Annotated in this window: 20 protein-coding genes and 2 tRNA genes; 5 read left to right on the top strand and 17 right to left on the bottom strand. The window is 61.5% G+C overall.

Annotation, left to right across the window (positions count from 1 at the left end; all coding sequences use genetic code 11):
- Nucleotides 1–109: 109 nt before the first annotated feature.
- From Q1W26_RS05260 to Q1W26_RS05225, 8 genes are all read right to left on the bottom strand, one after another.
- Nucleotides 110–194 (bottom strand) — tRNA-Tyr (locus tag Q1W26_RS05260).
- 59 nt (nt 195–253) lie between these two features.
- A tRNA-Ala gene (locus tag Q1W26_RS05255) sits at nt 254–329 on the bottom strand.
- A gap of 57 nt (nt 330–386) precedes the next feature.
- Nucleotides 387–1,364, bottom strand: coding sequence for an L-threonylcarbamoyladenylate synthase (locus Q1W26_RS05250; RefSeq protein ID WP_300436803.1), 978 nt, complete (start codon nt 1,362–1,364; stop codon nt 387–389).
- A 9-nt stretch (nt 1,365–1,373) separates the two neighbouring features.
- Nucleotides 1,374–2,528, bottom strand: coding sequence for a 5-(carboxyamino)imidazole ribonucleotide synthase (locus Q1W26_RS05245; RefSeq protein WP_300436801.1), 1,155 nt, complete (start codon nt 2,526–2,528; stop codon nt 1,374–1,376).
- Between the two features lie 16 nt (nt 2,529–2,544).
- Nucleotides 2,545–3,042 carry a 5-(carboxyamino)imidazole ribonucleotide mutase gene (purE, locus tag Q1W26_RS05240; protein ID WP_300436799.1) on the bottom strand — a complete coding sequence of 166 codons (498 nt, stop codon included), beginning with the start codon at nt 3,040–3,042 and terminating at the stop codon, nt 2,545–2,547.
- A gap of 2 nt (nt 3,043–3,044) precedes the next feature.
- Nucleotides 3,045–3,902 (bottom strand): bifunctional methylenetetrahydrofolate dehydrogenase/methenyltetrahydrofolate cyclohydrolase FolD, encoded by an 858-nt coding sequence (gene folD / locus Q1W26_RS05235; protein WP_300436796.1) that lies wholly within the window; start codon nt 3,900–3,902, stop codon nt 3,045–3,047.
- A gap of 142 nt (nt 3,903–4,044) precedes the next feature.
- Nucleotides 4,045–4,677, bottom strand: a complete 633-nt coding sequence (locus Q1W26_RS05230) for a response regulator transcription factor (RefSeq protein ID WP_300436793.1) — start codon at nt 4,675–4,677, stop codon at nt 4,045–4,047.
- Nucleotides 4,652–7,354, bottom strand: coding sequence for a PAS domain S-box protein (locus Q1W26_RS05225; protein WP_300436791.1), 2,703 nt, complete (start codon nt 7,352–7,354; stop codon nt 4,652–4,654). The genes Q1W26_RS05230 and Q1W26_RS05225 overlap by 26 nt, the downstream gene beginning before the upstream one ends.
- Before the next feature lie 358 nt (nt 7,355–7,712).
- Between Q1W26_RS05225 and Q1W26_RS05220 the strand changes: the two genes are divergently transcribed.
- The 5 genes from Q1W26_RS05220 to lpdA all read left to right on the top strand — a co-directional run bounded on the left by Q1W26_RS05220 (nt 7,713) and on the right by lpdA (nt 15,416).
- Nucleotides 7,713–8,876 (top strand): ABC transporter substrate-binding protein, encoded by a 1,164-nt coding sequence (locus Q1W26_RS05220; RefSeq protein ID WP_300436788.1) that lies wholly within the window; start codon nt 7,713–7,715, stop codon nt 8,874–8,876.
- Complete coding sequence (locus Q1W26_RS05215) at nt 8,842–9,144, top strand: hypothetical protein (protein ID WP_300436786.1); 303 nt, start codon at nt 8,842–8,844, stop codon at nt 9,142–9,144. Before Q1W26_RS05220 ends, Q1W26_RS05215 begins: the two co-directional genes overlap by 35 nt.
- Before the next feature lie 125 nt (nt 9,145–9,269).
- Nucleotides 9,270–11,945 carry a pyruvate dehydrogenase (acetyl-transferring), homodimeric type gene (gene aceE, locus Q1W26_RS05210; RefSeq protein ID WP_300436783.1) on the top strand — a complete coding sequence of 892 codons (2,676 nt, stop codon included), beginning with the start codon at nt 9,270–9,272 and terminating at the stop codon, nt 11,943–11,945.
- Nucleotides 11,946–11,965: 20 nt separating this feature from the next.
- Nucleotides 11,966–13,630, top strand: a complete 1,665-nt coding sequence (gene aceF / locus Q1W26_RS05205; RefSeq protein WP_300436781.1) for a dihydrolipoyllysine-residue acetyltransferase — start codon at nt 11,966–11,968, stop codon at nt 13,628–13,630.
- A gap of 10 nt (nt 13,631–13,640) precedes the next feature.
- Nucleotides 13,641–15,416, top strand: a complete 1,776-nt coding sequence (gene lpdA / locus Q1W26_RS05200; protein ID WP_300436779.1) for a dihydrolipoyl dehydrogenase — start codon at nt 13,641–13,643, stop codon at nt 15,414–15,416.
- Nucleotides 15,417–15,517: 101 nt separating this feature from the next.
- On the opposite strand, the gene Q1W26_RS05195 is transcribed toward lpdA, so the two are convergent.
- The 9 genes from Q1W26_RS05195 to Q1W26_RS05155 all read right to left on the bottom strand — a co-directional run bounded on the left by Q1W26_RS05195 (nt 15,518) and on the right by Q1W26_RS05155 (nt 21,182).
- Nucleotides 15,518–15,877 (bottom strand): nucleotidyltransferase domain-containing protein, encoded by a 360-nt coding sequence (locus Q1W26_RS05195; protein ID WP_300436777.1) that lies wholly within the window; start codon nt 15,875–15,877, stop codon nt 15,518–15,520.
- Nucleotides 15,877–16,302 (bottom strand): nucleotidyltransferase substrate binding protein, encoded by a 426-nt coding sequence (locus Q1W26_RS05190; protein WP_300436774.1) that lies wholly within the window; start codon nt 16,300–16,302, stop codon nt 15,877–15,879. The genes Q1W26_RS05195 and Q1W26_RS05190 overlap by 1 nt, the downstream gene beginning before the upstream one ends.
- Before the next feature lie 150 nt (nt 16,303–16,452).
- Nucleotides 16,453–16,635: a hypothetical protein gene (locus Q1W26_RS05185; protein WP_300436772.1), complete on the bottom strand. Its 183-nt coding sequence runs from the start codon at nt 16,633–16,635 to the stop codon at nt 16,453–16,455.
- A 56-nt stretch (nt 16,636–16,691) separates the two neighbouring features.
- Entirely contained in the window at nt 16,692–17,114 is a 423-nt protein-coding gene (locus Q1W26_RS05180) for a hypothetical protein (protein ID WP_300436769.1), read from the bottom strand.
- Nucleotides 17,115–17,150: 36 nt separating this feature from the next.
- Nucleotides 17,151–18,485, bottom strand: coding sequence for a hypothetical protein (locus tag Q1W26_RS05175; protein ID WP_300436766.1), 1,335 nt, complete (start codon nt 18,483–18,485; stop codon nt 17,151–17,153).
- Nucleotides 18,486–19,220: 735 nt separating this feature from the next.
- Nucleotides 19,221–19,643, bottom strand: coding sequence for a hypothetical protein (locus tag Q1W26_RS05170; RefSeq protein ID WP_300436764.1), 423 nt, complete (start codon nt 19,641–19,643; stop codon nt 19,221–19,223).
- A gap of 90 nt (nt 19,644–19,733) precedes the next feature.
- Nucleotides 19,734–20,204 (bottom strand): hypothetical protein, encoded by a 471-nt coding sequence (locus tag Q1W26_RS05165; protein WP_300436762.1) that lies wholly within the window; start codon nt 20,202–20,204, stop codon nt 19,734–19,736.
- A gap of 81 nt (nt 20,205–20,285) precedes the next feature.
- Entirely contained in the window at nt 20,286–20,756 is a 471-nt protein-coding gene (locus Q1W26_RS05160) for a hypothetical protein (RefSeq protein WP_300436762.1), read from the bottom strand.
- A gap of 66 nt (nt 20,757–20,822) precedes the next feature.
- A complete protein-coding gene (locus tag Q1W26_RS05155; RefSeq protein WP_300436759.1) occupies nt 20,823–21,182 on the bottom strand; it encodes a DUF1801 domain-containing protein in 360 nt (119 codons plus the stop codon).
- Nucleotides 21,183–21,342: the final 160 nt, after the last annotated feature.

The raw sequence follows: 21,342 nt of genomic DNA, 5'->3' as shown, positions 1-21,342 counted from the left end.
CATTGACGCTTCCTTGCTGCGGCAAAAAAGTGTCAACCTATTTCAGGACGGGTCAGTGCCAATAAAAAAGCCCTTGCTCAGGCAAGGGCTTTTTTACGTGCTGTTCAGGTGGTGGAGGGGGAAGGATTCGAACCTTCGAAGGCAGTGCCGTCAGATTTACAGTCTGATCCCTTTGACCGCTCGGGAACCCCTCCACGGGGTACTGCAGATTGAAAATGCCGCTGAAGTTATCGCGTGGGCATTTTCGAATTCTTGGTGGACCGAATGAGGATCGAACTCACGACCTCCGCATTGCGAACGCGGCGCTCTCCCAGCTGAGCTATCGGCCCACGTAAGCCGCGCATTATAGCGACGGTTTTCGGTGCTGAAAAGCCCTGCCGCGCGAATCAGGTTTCTTCGTCGGCGCCGGAACCAACGGCCGCGCGGCCGAGGCGGTCGATAACGGCAGACCAGTCGGCACCGCCGGGCGGGGTTTCGACGAGAATTCGGCGAAACGCGGCGGAATCGAGCGCGCGCAGGCGGGCGTAAAGGTCGTGGCCATAGGCGGCGGCAGCGGCCGGGGCTTCGATCCAGAGAACATCTGCCGGCAGGCCGGCAGGCTGCGGGACGCGGGCGAGCACGGCGTCGCCTTCGCGAACGCAGCTCGCCAGGCTGGCGCCATTGACGAGCTCAAGCGGCGTGCGCGGCGCGTAGTGGGCAGCCAGCGCGCCGGAAACACGGGGAGCGGCCTCCGTGCTGGCCTGAGCGTCTTCGCCGCGCAGGCGCGGGCGGCGGCCGATGACACGGGCGATGTCGTCGGCACCGATGGCGCCGGGACGCAGGATGACCGGCACTTCGCGGGACAGATCCAGGATGGTGGATTCAAGACCGACCTGACAGGGGCCGCCATCGAGAATCAACGGCACCCGGTCGCCGAGTTCCTGGCGCACGTGTTCGGCGGTGGTGGGGCTGATACGGCCGAAGCGGTTGGCCGACGGGGCGGCCAGGCCGGAGCCGAAGGCGCGCAGCAGCTGCAGCGCCACGGGGTGGTTCGGCACACGCAGCCCCACCGTATCCTGACCGCCGGTGACGATGTCGGGCACACCTTCCTCTTTCTTGAGGATCAGGGTGAGCGGGCCGGGCCAGAAGGCGCGGGCCAGCGCGATGGCCTCCTTCGGAATATCGCGCGCCCAGGCGGTAAGCGCTTCGGCGTCGGCCAGATGAACGATCAGCGGGTGATCCGACGGCCTGCCCTTGGCGGCGAAGATTTTCGCCACCGCATCCGGATTGAGGGCGTCGGCGCCAAGGCCATAGACGGTTTCGGTGGGCAGCGCGACCAGTTCGCCCTGGCGCAGCAGCGCGACGGCGCGCTGGATGTCGGTCATTGCCGGGCCTTATTCGTCGCGGATGCCGATGGCGGCACGCGCAGCAAGGGCCTTTTCCAGCACGTCGGCCGGCTCGGCGCCGATCACGGTGAAGTGCCCCATCTTGCGACCGTGGCGGGCATGGTGCTTGCCGTAGAGGTGCAGCTTGAGGCCGGGCACGGCGTGCAGGATGGACCAGTCGGGTTCACGGTAGCGGCCATGGGGCTCGCCGCCTTCAAACCACAGCTCGCCCAGCAGATTGACCATCACCGAGGCGCTGTGCTGGCGCGCTTCGCCCAGCGGCAGGCCGCACAGGGCGCGCACCTGCTGCTCGTACTGACTGGTGACACAGGCGTCGATGGTGTGGTGGCCGCTGTTGTGGGGGCGCGGTGCCATTTCGTTGACGATCAGCTCGCCGCGGCTCACGAAGAATTCGACCGCCAGCGTGCCGACGAAACCAAGACGTCCGGCGATATGTTCTGCGTACTCCTGCGCGGAATCGCGCAAGCAGGCAGAGGCACGGGCAGGCGCGATGGACACGTCGAGGATGCCGCCGGTGTGGCGGTTTTCGACGGTCGGGAAGCACTTCACGGCGCCGCTCTCATCCCGCACCAGCACCACCGAGACTTCGTAGTCGAGGGTGAGCATCTGCTCGAGCACGCAGGGCTCGCCCTTGAACTGGTGGAAGGCATGAAGGGCTTCGGCCGCGTTGGCGACGCGGGCCTGGCCCTTGCCGTCGTAGCCGAAACGCGCGACCTTGAGGATGGCCGGAAACAGGTTGTCAGCGGCTGCAGCGATGTCGGCGTCGGACGTGATGACCGCGAAGGGGCCGTGGGGCAGGCCGTTGTCGCGCAGGAAACTCTTTTCGACGATGCGGTTCTGGCATACCGCCACCGCGGCTGCGCCGGGGCGCACTGGAATGAACTTGGCCAGGTAGTCGAGGGTGTCGGAGGGGACGTTCTCGAACTCCGTGGTCACCGCCGCACAGGCTTCGGCCAGCGCATCGAGGGCCGCGAAATCATCGTAGCCGGCCTTGAGGTGACGGTCGGCGATGAGGCCGGCGGGGCTGTGCGGATCGGGGTCGAGCACCCAGACCTTGTAGCCCATCTCGTGGGCTGCGGCGACGAAGAAGCGGCCGAGCTGGCCGCCGCCGAGCATGCCGAGGGTGGCGGGCGGGAGAATCATCACGTCAATCCTGGAATCAGACCGGGTCGAGGGTCATTGCCAGCACGCTGGCGGTCTGCGCGGCGCGGAAGGCGTCGAGCGCGGCTGCGAGCGCCGGGTCGGTGGCCGCCAGCAGCGAGACGGCAAAAAGGCCGGCATTGGCGGCACCGGCTTCACCGATGGCAAAGGTGGCCACCGGAATGCCCTTGGGCATCTGCACGATGGACAGCAGCGAATCCTTGCCCGACAGCGCCTTGGACTGGACCGGCACGCCGAGCACCGGGACGGTGGTCTTGGCAGCGATCATGCCCGGCAGGTGGGCGGCACCGCCGGCACCGGCGATGATGGCGCGGAGGCCGCGGTCACGGGCGGCTTCGGCGTATTCGAACATCAGATCGGGGGTGCGGTGGGCGGACACGACGCGGGCCTCAAAGGGCACGCCGAAATCCTTCAGCACCCTGGCGGCGGCCTGCATGGTGGGCCAGTCGGAGTTGGACCCCATGACGATGCCGATGACGGGTTGTTGCTCGCTCATGTTCAGGCCTTCCGGGCAGCGCGGGTTGCGGACTCGACGGTATTGGCGAGCAGCATGGTGATGGTCATGGGGCCGACGCCGCCAGGCACCGGGGTGATGGCGCCAGCGACGGCCTTGGTGGATTCGAAATCCACATCACCGCACAGCTTGCCGTCGGGCAGACGGTTGATGCCCACGTCGATGACGACGGAGCCGGGCTTGACCATGTCGCCGGTCACGAACTTCGGCTTGCCGATGGCGGCCACCAGGATGTCGGCGCGGCGGGTGTGAAAAGCAAGATCACGGGTACCCGAGTGGCACACGGTAACCGTGGCGCCGGCCGCGGTGAGGAGCATGGCCATCGGCTTGCCGACGATATTGGAGCGACCGATGACGACGGCTTCGGCACCGCGCAGGGGCAGCTCGATGCTCTTGAGCATTTCCATGACGCCATTGGGTGTGCAGGGCACGAAGGCTTCCTGGCCTTGCGACAGGCGGCCGACGTTTTCGGCGTGAAAACCATCCACGTCCTTTTCAACGGCAATGGCTTCGAGCACCTGCTTTTCATCGAAGTGCCGGGGCAGCGGCAGCTGGACCAGGATGCCATGCACCGACGGGTCGGCGTTGAGTTCGGCGATCTTGCCTAGCACGTCGGCGGGTTCCGCATCTTGCGGGTACTCGAACTTGAGGGACTTGATGCCGGCCTTCTCGCAGCCGGCCACCTTGTTGCGCACGTAAACGGCGGAGGCCGGATCGCCGCCCACCAGAACCACCGCCAGGCAGGGCTGGGTGCCCTGGGCCGTCAGCGCAGCCGCCTTCGCAGCGAGTTCTCCACGCAGTTTCGCGGAAAGCGCATTGCCATCGATAATGCGAGCCGTCATGCCGGTGCCCCTCAAGAAAAACCGGGGAGTTTACCACGCCCGAGGCTTCGTTTCCCCGACGGCGGGCTGAAGCAGGCGAGAATCCTCGATCCCGCAGATCCGCAAGGGGTGCCGGGCCAGGACAAGGCCCCGGACACAAACCCTAGCGAGCCGGCCCCTCGATGGCCATCACGTTCTGCACCAGCTCGGCCAGCGAATGGGCGGCCATTTTTTCCATCACGCGGGCGCGGTGAACTTCAACGGTCTTGATGCTGATGCCAAGCACGTCGGCGATCTGCTTGTTGAGCTTGCCGGCGATGATGAGATCGAGCACTTCGCGTTCGCGCTGGGTCAGCTGGTCGAGGCGGCGCGACACTTCTGCGTCCTGCCGGCGGCGGCTGCGGCTTTCCTGTTCCTTGACGAGACACTGGCTGACGAGGCGCAGCAGTTCGGTGTCGTTGAAGGGCTTTTCGATGAAATCGACCGCGCCCTTCTTGAGCGCCGCCACCGCCATCGGCACGTCGCCGTGGCCGGTGATGAAGATCACCGGCAGCGTGCAGTACTGGGCTCGGAGGCGCTCGTGGAGCTCCAGCCCACTCATGCCGGGCATGCGCACGTCGAGCAGCAGGCAGCCGTTGAACTCGGGGCGCCAGGCACGCAGGAAGTCTTCGGCCGAGACAAAGGGGGCGACCTTGAAGCCCTGGGATTCAAGCAGCCAGACGAGGGAGTCGCGCAGGGCTTCGTCGTCATCCACGAGGTAGATGATCTGTTCAGGCGTCGGGGCTTGCGGTTTCACTGAGGGTCTCCAGAGGCAGCGTGAAGCGGAAGATACATCCTCCGGCGGGGTTGGCGTCCACCCACAGGCGGCCGTCGTGAAATTCGATGATGGAGCGGCAGATGTTGAGCCCCATGCCCATGCCCTCGGCCTTGGTGGTGTAGAACGGCGAGAAGAGTTTTTCCAGCGCTTCGGCCGAGATGCCGTGGCCGCGGTCGGCAACGCTCACCTCCACCTGGCTGATGTCGATGCGCCGGGCTGAAACGATCAGGATGCGCTCGTCGGCCGGGGTGTCGCGCATGGCTTCGATGCCGTTTTTGACGAGGTTGAGCACCACCTGCTCGATCATCACCGCGTCGGCAAACACCGGCGGCAGGTCGGCCGGAATCTGGCTCACCACCTGCGCCGCGTGGCGACGGGCGTCGATCTCGACAAAGCCGATGGCGTCGTCCACCACCCCCGCCAGCGATACGGCATGTCGGCGCGGCTCGCTTTTCTTCACGAATTCGCGCACCCGCCGGATGATCTTGCCGGCCCGTTCCGCCTGGGCAGAGGCCTTTTGCATGGCCGTGAGGATGTCCTCCTGGCGGTACTCGCCCGACTGCAGGCGATTGACGCAGCCCGCCGAATAATTGGCAATGGCCGCCAGCGGCTGGTTGAGCTCGTGGGCCAGCGTGGAGGCCATCTCGCCCATCGTGATCAGGCGCGAAGTGCGCTGCAGGCGCTCCTGCTGGGAGCGGTTTTCTTCGTCGACGCGCTTGCGGTCGGTGATGTCGGTGGCGATCGCCATGCGCACGACGCGGCCGTCCACCCAGCGGGTGGCCCGCTCGCGGATGTGATACCAGCGCCCGGAGAGAACGTGCTGCAGCTCGCCATCGTAGAGCTCGCGGGGCACGTGCTCGGGCGTCAGGCGACGCGGGTCCACGTCATACCACAGCGTGTCGGGCGGAGTCGGCAGGCCGAAGGTGCCCACGCGGCGGCCAACGGCATCAAAACCGTAAATGCTCTTGAAGGCCCGGTTGGCAAAGAGGATTTCATCGTTGGCGGCATCGGCCACATAAACCGCCGCATCCAGGCCATCGAGCACCGCCACGAAACGCTCGTGGGCGGTCTCCAGTTCGGCGCGCACGCGCTTGGGCTCGGTGATGTCGGTGATCGACGCCATCCAGCCGGTTTGCCGCCCTTCCCCGTCGATCAGCGGCGACAGGTAGAAGCGGGTGTCGAGGCCGCTGCCGTTCTTGCGCCGGATGCGCATCTCGAAGCCGGTGGACGGTGCGCTGCCGTTGAGGGTCAGCTCCAGGTTGCGTTGCAGGGTGTCGACTTCGTCGAGCGGCCAGTACAGAAACGGCGGCCGGGTGCCAAGCAGTTCATCCCGCGACCAGCCGGTCATGCGGCAGAAGGCCGGGTTTACATAGATGATCTGCCCCGTCAGGTCGATGGCCCGAAGGCCGGTGACGAGCGATTCCTCCATCGACTGGCGGAAGGCGTATTCGTCGTGCAGCGCCTCTTCCGCCGCCTTGCGCCCGGTGATGTCATGGGCGACGGCGTACATCAGCTTTTCTTCGGGCACCGAATTGACGCTCCAGGCCAGCCAGCGGTAACTGCCATCCGCACAGCGGCAACGGTTCTCAAAGGAACCCGGCGTGCCGGAAGCCAGGCTGCGCAGATGCTCGATGGTGTCGGCCACATCGTCGGCGTGGATGAAATCGAGCATCGGCCGGCCGGGCAATTCCGCCAGCGGATAGCCGAGGATGCGCTCGAAGGCCGGGTTGCAGCGCCGGAACACCCCCTCGGGGCCAAGAATGGCCAGCATGTCGAGGGAAAGGTTGAAGAGCCGGTCGCGCTCCTTCTCCACCCTTACCCGGCGCAGCGTGTGAGCCCGCAGCAGCCACAGGCTCCACAGCACGAAGAACGACAGCCCGACGATCACCGCGATCGGAAAACCCTTGGGCAGCTCGCTGTCGGTGTGATAGGCCGTGGCCTGCAGGAAGAGGCCGTTGCCGGGCGGGTCGAGCGGCACCGAAAAATCCAGGCTCTCGTCTATCTGACGCACGCCCGAATTCATCGCCAGCGGCTCACCACGGGCGCCGGTGAAGGCCAGCCGGTATTTCTCGCCAAACCAGCTCGGCACCAGATGGGTCACCATCCGCTCGATGGAATACACCGCCACGACCGCCCCCAGCGGCGTGCGCCCGTGCTGGACCGGCATGTACACCTCCAGCACCGCCATGTTGCGGGCGTTGACATAGGCCTCGCCATACACCGGGCGGCCCAGGTCGCGGGCGCGGCTCAGCACCACGGCCTGCACCACCGACAGCGCATCGCCGACCAGCCAGTCCGTGGTGTCGAAGGGCGCCGTCCATTTCACCTTCTGGTCGGCGGCCACCCACACCAGGTTGACCAGCTCGGGGTTGTTGGCGATGTGCTGGTTGGCCCGCACCTGGAATGCGTCGCCATCCAGCGTGCCGCCCGCCAGTTCGCGGGCCATCTGGCCGAGGAACTCCTCGGTGCCCTGCATGTGCAGCCGCATGGTCTGCTCGGCCCATTGCACGTCGCGGGCCAGTGCATTGCGCTGGGTCTCGCTCTCCTGGCGCTGGAGAATCCACACCAGCACCAGCATGACCAGCGAAAAGACCAGCACGGCAAAATAGGGGGCAGACCAGTACCAGCTGGCCTGGGGTGCGCGGGGAGCGGTCATGTTGTTCTTGTTTGGCATCTCCCGTACATCGTGCTGGCGGAAAGGGCGATGAGGCATCAGGAGTTACCCTAACGAAAGACTGAAAAGGGACATGATCACCGCGCCCCGGCACGTGCGATCGACCGGCGGGGCTCGGAAGCTCCTTCCGGCCGCGTCCCGATCATCGCCAATCGCCCGCAGTGCAGCAAGGCCGGGCACGCGGATTTCCGCGGAATACGCGTGACTTGGCCGGGGACCAGGGTGCAGTATCATCCCCGGGCAGCATCGGCCAAGATAATAATGACAGGCGGGAGAGACACCCTTGCTTCAATGCGTGCGCAGGTTGGCGTCGGTTGCGAGGTTTGCGGCATTTGCGCTTTTGGCGCAGGGCCTGCTGACGACAGGCGTCGGAGCCATCGAGCCGATCCGGATCGGCGTGTCCGGCCCGTTTACCGGCGGGTCGAGCCCGATGGGGCTTTCGATGCGGGACGGCATCCGGCTCGCCGCCCAGGAAATCAACGCGGCCGGCGGCATTCTCGGGCGGCCGCTCCGCCTTATCGAACGGGACGACGAGGCGCGACCCGAGCGCGGCGCGCAGGTGGCACAAGAGCTGATCAACCGCGAGAAGATCGTCGCCGGCCTTGGCATCGTCAACACCGGCGTGGCACTGGCAAGCCAGCTTTTCTACCAGCAGGCGCACGTGCCGATGATCACCTCGGTGGCCACGGGTTCCATCATCACCAGGCAGTTCCTGCCGCCGCAATACCCCGACAACTACATCTTCCGCGTGTCGGCGCCGGACAGCCTCCAGGCAGCCATGATCGTCGAGGAAGTGGTGGTGCGCCGTCACCTTCGCAAGCTGGCCATCCTTCACGACAGCACCAACTACGGTCAGCTCGGCCGCGAAGACCTGGAGCGGGCGCTTGAGCGGCACGGCATCAAGCCGGTGGCGGTCGAGCGCTTCAACATCCGCGATGTGGACATGACGCCGCAACTGGCCCGCGCCCGCGCCTCCGGCGCCGAGGCGATCCTCACCTACGGCCTTGGCCCGGAGCTGGCCCACCTGGCCAATGGCATGGTACGCCTTGGCTGGAAGGTGCCGCTGGTGGGCAGCTGGGCGCTCAACATGCCCAACTTCATCGACAACGCCGGCCCCAACGCCGAAGGCACGCGAATGCCGCAAACCTTCATCCAGGAGGGCAACACGCCGGCCCGCCAGGCCTTCATCGACAAGTACCGCAAAAGTTTTGGCGTGGAGCGGATTCCGGTCGCACCGGCGGCAGCCCAGGGCTACGATTCGATGCTTCTTCTCGCCGCGGCGATCCGCCAGGCAAAGAGAACCGACGGCCCCGCACTGCGCAACGCGCTGGAAGCCCTGCAAGAGCGGGTGGAAGGGATCGTCATGGTTTATGATCGACCCTTCTCCAGAACCGACCACGAAGCGATAGACAGCACACGCATCCTGGTCATCGGGGAAGTACGCAACAGACACGTGGTCTTCGCCTACGATGAAGACCGCAAGCGGGACGCGCAGCACAAATGATCCCGCCGCGGAATATCGCTTTCCGCAAGCGGCCGGGGGTTTTCTCCCTCCCCCCCTCACCCCCGGCCGTTTTTTTTACCTGCTCCCGTCGAACGAAAAATCGCCGGCCTATGCCCTTTGGGCGTGGCCGGCCGTTGCCGCATGGCATTCCGCCTTGCAGGCAGGATGCGCTCTGGCGCGCCTGCAGGCCGGTTCGTCATGCGCGCTGCGGCAGAAAAAACATCTGCAAATGTCGTGGAATACGGACATCACGTATTGCACGATGTGATAATTGGTTTTATATTGTGAAAAATCAGGAGCCGTGATCCGGCACCGCGCAGGTTTGCAGTGAAGCCCCGCTGCCGTTATCCACGGCAGCAATCCACAACCCGCAAGTCATGAGGAGACAAAACCATGGCCGCGAACACGCAGAATGTACGGGCGGATGTTGATGCCCAGGAAACCAAAGAATGGCTGGACGCCCTGTCCGGAGTCGTCGCTCAGGAAGGCACCGACCGTGCCCACTTCCTGATCGAAAAGCTCATCGAGGCGGGCCGCGAAGAAGGCATAGACCTTCCCTACTCGGCCACCACCCAGTACATCAACACCATTCCCGCCGACCAGCAGCCCCGCTACCCGGGCGATCCGGACATGGAGATCAAGCTCCATTCCTACATCCGCTGGAACGCCATGGCCATGGTCGTGCGTGCCAACAAGCACACCAACGTGGGTGGCCACATTGCCTCGTTCGCGTCGGCCGCAGCCCTCTATGACGTGGGTTTCTCGCATTTCTGGAAGAGCGTCGACCACGAAACCGGTGGCGACCTGATCTACTTCCAGGGCCATTCGGTGCCCGGTGTTTACTCCCGCGCCTACATGCTCGGCCGCCTGACCGACGAACAGATGGACCACTTCCGCCAGGAAACCGGCGGCAAGGGCATCTCGTCCTATCCGCACCCGTGGCTGATGCCGGATTTCTGGCAGTTCCCCACCGTGTCGATGGGCCTTGGCCCCCTGTGCGCGATCTACTCCGCGCGCTTCATGAAATACCTCGCCAGCCGCAGCCTCATCGACGCCACCAAGGCCGAGCAGCGCAAGGTGTGGGCCTTCCTGGGCGACGGCGAAACGGATGAAGTCGAATCCCTCGGCGCCATCGGCATGGCCGGTCGCGAGAAGCTCGACAACCTGATCTTCGTCATCAACTGCAACCTCCAGCGCCTCGACGGCCCGGTGCGTGGCAACGGCAAGATCATCCAGGAACTCGAAGCCGAGTTCCGCGGCGCCGGCTGGAACGTCATCAAGCTGATCTGGGGCACCCACTGGGACGCCCTCTTCGCCCGCGACAAGAAGGGCATCATGAAGAAGCGGATGATGGAGCTGTGCGACGGCGAATATCAGACCTTCAAGGCCAAGGACGGCGCCTACGTTCGCGAGAACTTCTTCAACACGCCCGAACTTCGCGAGCTGGTGGCCGACTGGACCGACGACGAGGTGTGGAACCTCAACCGCGGCGGCCATGACATCTTCAAGATCTTCACCGCCTACAACGCCGCCGTCACCCACAAGGGCCAGCCCACGCTGATCCTCGCCAAGACCATCAAGGGCTTCGGCATGGGCCAGGCCGGCGAGGCGATGAACACCTCCCACCAGCAAAAGAAGCTCGACCTCGACTCGATCCGTCGCTTCCGCGACCGCTTCGGCCTGCCGGTGCCCGACGACCAGCTCGCCGAGCTGCCCTACCTGCGCTTCCCGGAAGATTCCGCCGAGTTCAAATACATGCGCGAACGCCGCATGGCGCTGGGCGGTTTCCTGCCGAGCCGCCGTCGCAAGGCGGCCGCACTCGAAGTGCCGTCCCTCGAAACCTTTGGCGCGCTGCTGAAGGCGTCCGGCACCGGCCGCGAGCTGTCCACCACGATGGCCATCGTGCGCATCATGAACACCCTGCTCAAGGACAAGCAGATCGGCAAGAACATCGTTCCGATCGTGCCGGACGAATCCCGCACCTTCGGCATGGAAGGCATGTTCCGCCAGTACGGCATCTGGAACCAGCAAGGCCAGAACTACGTTCCCGAAGACCATGACCAGCTCATGTTCTACAAGGAAAGCGTCACCGGCCAGGTGCTTCAGGAAGGCATCAACGAAGCCGGCGCCATGGCCGACTGGATCGCTGCCGGCACCGCCTACAGCGTGCACGGCGTGCAGATGATCCCGTTCTACATCTTCTATTCGATGTTCGGCCTGCAGCGCACCATGGACCTGTGCTGGGCGGCTGCCGACCAGCGCACCCGCGGCTTCCTGATCGGCGGCACCGCCGGCCGCACCACGCTGAACGGCGAAGGCCTGCAGCACGAGGACGGCCACAGCCAGCTGATGGCCAACATGATCCCCAACTGCATCTCCTACGACCCGACCTTCCAGTACGAAGTCGCCGTGGTCGTGCAGGACGGCATGCGCCGCATGTTCGCCGAGCAGGAAGACATCTACTACTACATCACCGTGATGAACGAGAACTACGAACACCCGGAAATGCCCGTGGGTGCCGAGTCCGACATCATCAAGGGGATGTACGCCTTCCGTAAGGGCGGCGCCGGTGACGTGCGCGTCCAGCTGCTGGGCTCCGGCACGATCTTCAACGAAGTGATCGCCGCCGCCGACCTGCTCAAGAACGACTGGGGTGTCGAAGCCGACATCTGGGGCTGCCCGAGCTTCAACGAACTGGTGCGCGATGGCCAGGACGCTGCCCGCTGGAACATGCTCCACCCGCTCGAGGCGCCCAAAAAATCGCACGTCGAGCAGAAGCTCGAAGGCGCCGTGGGCCCCGTTGTTGCCGCCACCGACTACATCAAGCTGTTCGCCGAGCAGATCCGCCCGTTTGTCAAAGGCAGCTACGTCACGCTGGGCACCGACGGCTTTGGCCGCTCCGACACCCGCGAGGCACTGCGGCACTTCTTCGAAGTGGATCGTCGCTGGGTCACGCTGGCAGCCCTCAAGGCCCTGGCCGACGAAGGCAAGATCGGTCGCGAGATCGTCGCCGCTGCGCTGGTCAAGTACGAACTTGACCCGTCCAAGCCGAACCCCATGTCTGTCTGAGCGCCGAGGAGACTGCAAACATGAGCCAACTCATTGAAGTCAAAGTCCCGGACATTGGTGATTTCGACCAGGTTCCGGTCATCGAATTGTTCGTGAAGGTCGGCGACACCATCAAGGTGGACGACGCCATCGCAATGCTGGAATCCGACAAGGCCACCATGGACGTGCCCTCGTCGGTGGCCGGCGTGGTCAAGGAAGTGCTGGTCAATCTGGGCGACAAGGTTGCCGAAGGCTCCGTGCTGATCCGCGTCGAAGCCGCCGGCGCGGCCGCTGTTGCACCTGCCCCCGCTCCGGCCGCTGCGGCACCGGCCCCGGTGGCTGCCCCTGCGCCCGCCGCAGCGCCTGTTGCAGCAGCTCCGGCTGCTGCCGCCGGTGGCGTGGTGGATGTCAAGGTGCCGGACATCGGCGATTTCGACGCCGTGCCCATCATCGAACTGTTCGTAAAGGTTGGCGACAGCATCAAGGCGGAAGACGCCATCGCCACCCTCGAATCCGACAAGGCCACCATGGACGTGCCCTCATCCGCCACCGGCGTGGTGAAGGAAGTGCTGGTCAAGGTGGGTGACACGGTTTCCGAAGGCGCGGTGCTGATCCGTGTCGAGGCCGCGGGCGCCGTTGCTGCAGCACCGGCCGCTGCGCCGGCCCCCGCCGCCGGCCCCAACGTTTCGCTGGCCGATGGCGCACCTGCGCCCACACCGCCGGTTCTGGTCGTGCCGATTCCGCTGCCGTCCGCCCCGTCGGCGGTCAAGCTGGGCGGCTCGGTTCACGCCAGCCCGTCAGTGCGCGCCTTTGCCCGCGAGCTGGGTGTCGATCTCGGCCAGGTCAAGGCCACCGGCCCCAAGAACCGCATCCTCAAGGAAGACGTCACCGGCTTCATCAAGGGCGCCATGAGCACCGGCGTAGTCCCCGGCAAAACCGTCGCAGCGGCTGCCGTCGGCAGCCTGGGTGGCGGGCTCGACCTGCTGCCGTGGCCCAAGGTGGATTTCTCGAAGTTCGGCGAAGTCGACGTCAAGCCGCTCAGCCGCATCAAGAAAATCTCCGGCCAGAACCTGGCCCGCAACTGGGCGATGATCCCGGCCGTCACGTACCACGAAGACGCCGACATCACCGACCTGGAAGCCTTCCGCGTCCTGATGAACAAGGAATACGAGAAGTCGGGCAAGAAGCTGACCATGCTCGCCTTCATCATCAAGGCCTCGGTGCGCGCGCTCCAGGAGTTCCCCGAGTTCAACACCTCGCTCGACGGTGACAACCTCGTCTACAAGAAGTACTTCAACATCGCCTTCGCCGCCGATACGCCCAACGGCCTCGTCGTGCCGGTGATCAAGAATGCCGACACCAAGAGCGTCTTCGAGATTGCCGCCGAATCCGGCTCGCTGGCCAAGCTGGCCCGCGACGGGAAGCTCAAGCCGGCCGACATGTCCGGCGCCTGCTTCACCATTTCGAGCCTTGGCGGCATCGGCGGCACCTACTTCGCGCCCATCGTCAATGCACCTGAAGTGGCCATTCTGGGGGTCAACAAATCGGTGATGAAGCCGGTGTGGGACGGCAAGGCTTTCGTGCCGCGCCTCACCCTGCCCATGTCGCTCACCGCAGACCACCGCGTGATCGACGGCGCGCTGGCCACCCGCTTCAACGTGTACCTCGCCCAACTGCTGGCCGACTTCCGTCGGGTCATGCTCTAAGGAGACCGCCATGAGCATGATTGAAGTGAAGGTTCCGGACATCGGCGATTTCGCCGACGTCCCGGTCATCGAGCTGTTCGTGAAGGTTGGCGACAGCATCAAGGCTGAAGACGCCATCGCCACCCTCGAATCCGACAAGGCCACGATGGACGTGCCCTCGTCCGCCACCGGCATCATCAAGGAAGTCCGGGTTGCCCTGGGCGACCGGGTTGCCGAAGGCAAGGTGCTGATCGTCGTCGAAACATCCGACGCCGGCGCCGCTGCAGCACCGGCAGCAGCAGCCCCGGCCCCCGCGGCGGCACCCGCTGCCGCCATTGCCGCACCAGCGGCAGCCAGCCACGCCGGCGCAGCCGATGTCGAGTACGACCTGATCGTGCTCGGCGCCGGCCCCGGCGGCTACTCGGCCGCTTTCCGGGCGGCGGATCTGGGCCTCAAGACAGCCATCATCGAACGCTACGCCACCCTGGGCGGCGTGTGCCTGAACGTGGGCTGCATTCCGTCCAAGGCCCTGCTGCACGTGGCCGAGGTGATCGACGAAGCCAGCCACGTCTCCACCGCCGGCATCAGCTTCGCCAAGCCCAGCGTCGACGTGGACGCCCTGCGCGCCCACAAAGATAAAGTCGTCGGCAAGCTCACCGGCGGCCTCGCCGGCATGGCCAAGGGCCGCAAGGTGGACATCATCCGTGGCTACGGCCACTTCCTCGACCCGAATCACATCGAAGTCGAAGAAACCACCGGCACCAGCCAGGAAAAAACCGGCGCCAAGAAAGTGGTGAAGTTCAAACAGTGCATCATCGCTGCCGGCAGCGCCGCGGTGCATCTGCCCTTCATCCCGCGCGACCCGCGCATCGTCGACTCCACCGGCGCGCTCGAGCTACGCTTCGTGCCGCAAAAGATGCTGGTCATCGGCGGCGGCATCATCGGCCTCGAAATGGCCACCGTCTATTCCACCCTCGGCGCCCGCGTCGACGTGGTGGAAATGATGGACGGCCTGATGCAAGGCCCCGACCGTGACGCCGTCAAGGTGTGGGAAAAGCAGAACGCCAGCCGTTTCGACAAGATCATGCTGAAGACCAAGACGGTCGCCGTGGATGCCAGGGAAGACGGCCTCTACGTCACCTTCGAAGGTGAGGGCGTTTCGCCGGAACCGGTCAAGTACGACATGATCCTGCAGTCGGCGGGCCGCGCGCCCAACGGCAACAAGATCGCCGCCGACAAAGCCGGCGTGGCCGTCACCGACCGCGGCTTCATCCCGGTCGATGCCCAGATGCGCACCAACGTGCCCCACATCTTCGCCATCGGCGACGTGGTCGGCCAGCCCATGCTGGCCCACAAGGCAGTGCATGAAGCCCACGTGGCGGCGGAAGTCGCAGCCGGTCACAAGTCGGCTTTCGACGCCACCGTGATCCCCGGCGTGGCCTACACCCATCCGGAAGTCGCATGGGTTGGCTACACCGAAGCCCAGGCCAAGGCCGAAGGCAAAAAGGTGGAAACCGCCAAGTTCCCCTGGGCAGCCAGCGGCCGCGCCATCGCCAACGGCGCCGACTACGGCTTCACCAAGCTGATCTTCGACGCCGAAACCCACCGGGTCATCGGCGGCACCATCGTCGGCCCGTCGGCCGGCGACATGATCGGCGAAGTGTGCCTCGCCATCGAAATGGGCGCGGACGCAGTGGATATCGGCAAAACCATCCACCCCCACCCCACCCTCGGCGAAACCGTCGGCATGGCCGCCGAAGTAGCCCACGGCAGCTGCACCGACATTCCGCCGGTCAAGAAGAAGTAAATCTCTTCAAAAAGCGTGTTGTAGCGATGTTTCAAGCGGCCTTCGGGCCGCTTGTTTTTGGGGGGTGTTTTGTCGCGGTAAAGGTCGCGTTGAAGCTCGACTCACTCGACAACTTCCTGCAAGACCAAACCTGAACGTACCAGCCATGCACGGGCTGCCGCGTCGATGTGGGCACGCAAGGGCGCGTAGTCGATGCGCTCGTAACTCTTCACATCCACGGAAAAGGGCAAAGCACTGTCCTGAAACAGCGTCCACAATCGATCGCAATCGGCTTCACTGACACTGCCGTACAGCACCAGATCCAGATCCGAGTTGGTGCGATAGCGGTCTTCGGCCCGGGAACCAAACACCGCAACCCGCTCGATACGATCCGCAAGCGTTTCAAGGATCAGGGCCACCTGCTGCCGCTGAGAAGGCGTCAGGCCAAACCGATCCGCCGCCGGCTGAATGGTGGAGTTCATCACGGCGCGTCTACATCCAGACGACGAATCATCAGAAACTCGTAAAGCTCATCAAACGCCGCAAGGTAAGTGCTACGAATATCAGCGATCACCCGCTCGAAGGCCGCGATGTTGTAGGTGTGAGACATGCTGTTGCGTGCATCCAGCGCCGCCTGCCAGGCCTCTCCGCGCCGGATGACCCCCGCCTCAAAAGCCTTGCGGATGACGTTACGCGGAGTCACCGGCTCCAGCACCACCCCTTCGCTTTCCAGGTAGTCCTTCATGCTCTTCCATGCCAGTTCCATGGTGTATTCAAAACGCTGAATCACCCCCTCTTTTTCCAACTGAGTAAGCGGCCGCTCCTGCTCCATGGCCTCCCGCAGCAAGCCGAAGGCGCGGCGGTAGTTGTCAAAGCGGTAGCACCAGCGGGGTGTCGGATCATTCATGGTCGTCTTTGAAATTACGCGTCGGCAGGATCGGGACAGCAGGGTTGAGCGGCAATTTTACCAAGGGTCGGCAGCGCACCGAACAGCTATGTGAGCAGCAGTTCCGTAGGTCGGGTTAGCGCAGCGTAACCCGACATCGCATCATCAGCCCTACGCATGCCCAACGCTTTCAAAGCACATTGAATCGCGCCTCCAATCCGACGCATAAACGCCGGCTTTCACAAAGCGGCCGAACATCGATGCTCCATCCAAAGCCAGAGAAGGTCGGCGACGAGCCATCATAAGGGTGAAGAAAAAAATGCCACCGGGAACAATGGCGCGTTGATATTGCATGGGGAATGTCGGGTTACGCTGCGCTAACCCGACCTACTTGAACTTGAACTGTAGGGTTAGCCGTCGGCATCTTCTGTCACCCCTACAAATTTTGGCAGCCACGATGACGCAACTGCCGTGGCAACGATTGAAGCTACGACGGCGGAAATGGCGAGGGCCGAAATGAGATGAACACTCCACTCTTCACCCACGAATATCGGGAACAAGTCATTCAGCGGGAACATGGCCGCCGGACAAACGAACAGCACACGCAACGTTCGCGACGCGCGAAGCAAATCAGACGCGAATGCACTCGCGGCGATGCCCAGCAAGGACAACCCCGATACCACGAACAAGAACACGCACTGTGCAATTGAAACTGGAGTGTTGTCGGCGTACCGCCAACCATTGATACTGAGTGTAAGGATCAGCGCAGCACAAGCGGTGCCCGCAAGCAATATGAATAGTCGGAGCAACCGGAGGCGCAGAGGTCGGGTCATGACGGCTAACGTAGAGCTAACCGGCGCTGCGCCGCTTTATGGCGCAGCGTCCGGTTGACCGCCGAGTTGGGGGCCATGTGCGCTCTTGGCGGCTTCTTCGCACTGCTTCAGTAGCTTTATCTGTTCATCCATTGGTAAATCGTGAAAGTCCGGGACATTGGCGCCGATGATTTTGGCTGGGCCGTTGCTTGTGATTATGTAACCACCATCTCCATCGACTTCAAGCAGTTGGAACGAACTACCGCAGGAAGTGCAATAAAGGTCTGTTGTCGCATGCGGGGAAACCCACGTTCTTGTTTCGCCGCACATACATGTGAGTGGAATTGATGAACTTGAACCGATCAAGCCGGTTTTGATGAAGAAGAAGTACTTGGAGTTACGAGTGGCAATCGCATCAGAAAGCGCAGCGGCGTTTTGGTGCAGTAACGCGGAAAATCTGTCTGCCTGAGATTTCAGCATCAGTTTTTCCAAGCATTTGACGAGGCTTGGAATGTACGTGGCTAGTAAAGCCTTGCATGCAGTTTCGAGTATTTCGTACTTCAACTCACTGAAGTTTTCCGTGCTCGGTAGATATGGCCCGTCTTCGTCGCCGAAGATAACCTCCGCGCCAGCCGTGGACGTGAAGAAGGTAGATATGTACCCAATGTGAGTGAACTCAGAGGAGAACTTGAATAGGTTTTTTAGATCGTCCGGCAGATCTGGGTCGGATGGCGCACCGAGGACTGAGAAAAGGAAATCGACCTTCTGAGCGAAAGTGCTGTGATTGCATTCAGTGATGTGAGACTTTGCCCAATCCTTGAATTTGATGGTTCCAAACTCGTTCAGGGCGCTTTCGACCTCGACATTGAACAATGCATGAGCCAGGGACTTGGTCGCGTACTTGCTAAAGCTGTTGAGGGATACGAGGACGTGATAATTGAACGACTTTGGATCAAGCAGACATAGCTGGTAGGAATCAGCGACGATGCTGTCTATGTACTGTCGGGTCGCAGTAACGAGATCGTTATAGTCGTCGAAGCCTCTTGAAAGCGCCGACACGCTTTCCAGCGTAATGTGCGCCCGTTCATCTGGCCCCGTAAGCGCAGCAAGCTTCTCGAAGACAGAAAAGCTGTTGAGTTGGAGCCGGCTGACTATTGGGACAAACGCATTCAGATCAGTGCCGGACTTGTACTGCGGATTCAGATGTGAATCGTTCGTGAGGGACGACTCAATTTGGATATGCAAGCTGCGCAGCGTGCCAGCGGCAGTCGCGAAAGCTCTGTTCAAGAATGCGATATTGCTGCAAAGAACACGATAGTTACTGAGCGCAGCGGAATTCTTGCGCTCAGTGAGGTTCGACGCAATCTTCTTCAGAACGTCAATCTCGTTCATGGTGGTTCCTATGGCCCCCAACGTTTGAGCTAACCGGACCGTTGCGGTGTGTGGCTAAAGGCCCAGAATGAAATGGCGGGGCTTTAGCCGCATGCCGCAATGGGTCCGGTTGAGCGAATGGTTAGGCGGCACGGCTTAGGGGTCCTATCGTTTCACCGCCCAGGCCGCAATGCTGCAAAGCGCTAGGCCCAAGTATAGGAGTGAAACGGATCGAAAGCACATTGTGCCAAGCAGGGAGTCTTTGAACCGCTTGGTTCGGTGGCGCATGTTCAGTAATGGGATTGAAATTGGGCTACTCGTGATAGCGGCAATTTTGAAATCTGGAGAGTTTAAATACTCTGAAATCTGCTCTACTCTTGCAATGAATGTTCGCTGTATCCTGCGGAATGAGCCATCTACGAACCAGAATACGAGAGGAATCACAGCCGTGTACCCGATGAATGGTTGTAGTTCATACTCTTTGAGGGAGAAGCCTAAACTTGCGGTCCAAGTTACGACGGCCCAGTTCTTGACGGACAGAGCAATTAGGTCGTGCTGCCTAATGGCGCCATCAATTGACTTCAATTCTGCGTTCAGCAGTTCCATCTGAACATCAAAGAGTACTTTTCGGTCGCCCATGAAATACCCAGTCCTTGTCTTTCAATGTTGAGCATCGCCAGCGTAGTCGAATGTTGTGCCGCCTAACGTGGAGCTAAGGGGCTGCGCGCTTTTGCGCAGTCCCGCTTGAGCGTAGGGTTAGGCATAGTTGTGGGAGAGGTCTGTTTCTCTCGTGATCAAAACAACTTCGTTTTCCTCGCAAACGATAGCCCCGCGCTTGACCAACCTATCGTAGAAGCTTCTAACGAGGTCAACGATAAAAAGATCGTATCCGTGACTCTCTGCTACTCCAAGAATCATTGATATAGCCCTTTTGCCAATTCCATGGTGTCTCATGAATTCGGGCATAAATATATTGGGAATTAAAATCTGCTTGTCGTTGTGATTGATTAGAACCTTTAGAACAAGAGTTCTTGATGTTTCTTTGTCATCAACCTGCCCCTTGACCACAACCTCTCCAGGGAATGCGTCGATGCGATAATTGTGAAAATTCTCAAGATAAGGAAGCAGTAAGCTTCTAATTGTCTCGGCTACACTATTCTCTAGTTGGCTGTTGTTCATGGAAATATCCAAAGTAGTGGTAATGCCTAACGTTTGACATGAGAGGCGGCACAAGGGCGCAGCCTTTGGGACGTCCTCTCGATGGAAGGGTTAGACCTCATTCTCTGAGCCTGCATGAAGGACTTCTTGTTTTGACTCTGTGGGAGGCGGTTGCAGAATTTTCCAGTTGTCTTCGTGCTGCTTTACGCGCGAGTCCATGGACTTCTGACTCATTGTCAGCGTTCGTTTGCCGCCTGTCCTTAGCATGTTCGGTGCGGAGAGAAGAACATCAAGTTCTCCGTGCTCAAACACAAAGAATCGGCTTCGAGGGTTCAACCTATCAAGTAGCACAACGACCAAGTAGTCGAACCCTCCCGCAAAGTTTCCGTTGACCGCGAGCTGGTTTGGCCAGTCAATGGTCTTGACTTGAACGCGCTTTGTGCTCTCGTTTGTGACGATTACTACGTCCCATCCCTTTTGCGTTTCACCGTGAGCGAGATAAGCCTCAATGTTCCTTTTTAGCAGTTCGCCAAGAACGAGATATTCACCGATTGCAGCTGAGACAGAGCGGTTGTTGTTCATATAGGGCGTTGTGAGGTCTAACGTTTGACATGAGAGGCGGCACAAGGGCGCAGCCTTTGGGACGTCCTCTCGATGGAAGGGTTAGACCTCATTCTCTGAGCCTGCATGAAGGACTTCTTGTTTTGACTCTGTGGGAGGCGGTTGCAGAATTTTCCAGTTGTCTTCGTGCTGCTTTACGCGCGAGTCCATGGACTTCTGACTCATTGTCAGCGTTCGTTTGCCGCCTGTCCTTAGCATGTTCGGTGCGGAGAGAAGAACATCAAGTTCTCCGTGCTCAAACACAAAGAATCGGCTTCGAGGGTTCAACCTATCAAGTAGCACAACGACCAAGTAGTCGAACCCTCCCGCAAAGTTTCCGTTGACCGCGAGCTGGTTTGGCCAGTCAATGGTCTTGACTTGAACGCGCTTTGTGCTCTCGTTTGTGACGATTACTACGTCCCATCCCTTTTGCGTTTCACCGTGAGCGAGATAAGCCTCAATGTTCCTTTTTAGCAGTTCGCCAAGAACGAGATATTCACCGATTGCAGCTGAGACAGAGCGGTTGTTGTTCATATAGGGCGTTGTGAGGTCTAACGTTTGAATTGAGCCGCGCCGTTAGGCGTCGGCTCGAATGAATGGTTAGGCCTCACTCGCCGCTTTGTGAGCAAGGAGAAGGTACTCTGCGAGCTTCTTGCTCTTGATTTCATCAACGGCTTTGAGCTTCAAGTGACGCCGACCCTTGCCTGAGCCTTCAAGATAGCCGAGATCGTCTTTGATCTTGGCTCCGCTTCCGAACTCGACGGATACATGCTCTTTGTACGCGAAGACACCACAGAACTGGACCCCTGAAGAGAACAGGATTCCCCCGTACTTGACCTCTTCGGACGCGCCTTTGAATGTCTTCTTCACCAGGGCACGGACGGCCTCGACGATCCCGTAGTTGGTTTCGCTGAGAAGTCGGACATCTTCGACAAGGGACTGGACTGACTTTGTAGCCATGTTGGGTGAAAAGGTAGGAAGGTTCGTAGATGAAGCGCGAGTACGTTTGCGTGGGGCCTAACTTTGTTTTAGGGCGACAGTTCTGCCGCATAACATCGGGATGCTGGATAACATGTTCTGCAAGTGACTGTTTAGAAGCAGGAACCACTCGCAAGGAAAA

The sequence above is a fragment of the Zoogloea sp. genome (assembly GCF_030157465.1).
Taxonomy (GTDB): domain Bacteria; phylum Pseudomonadota; class Gammaproteobacteria; order Burkholderiales; family Rhodocyclaceae; genus Zoogloea.
The sequence above is the reverse complement of the archived record's forward strand: the minus strand, read 5'-3'. Positions and strand labels throughout refer to the sequence as shown.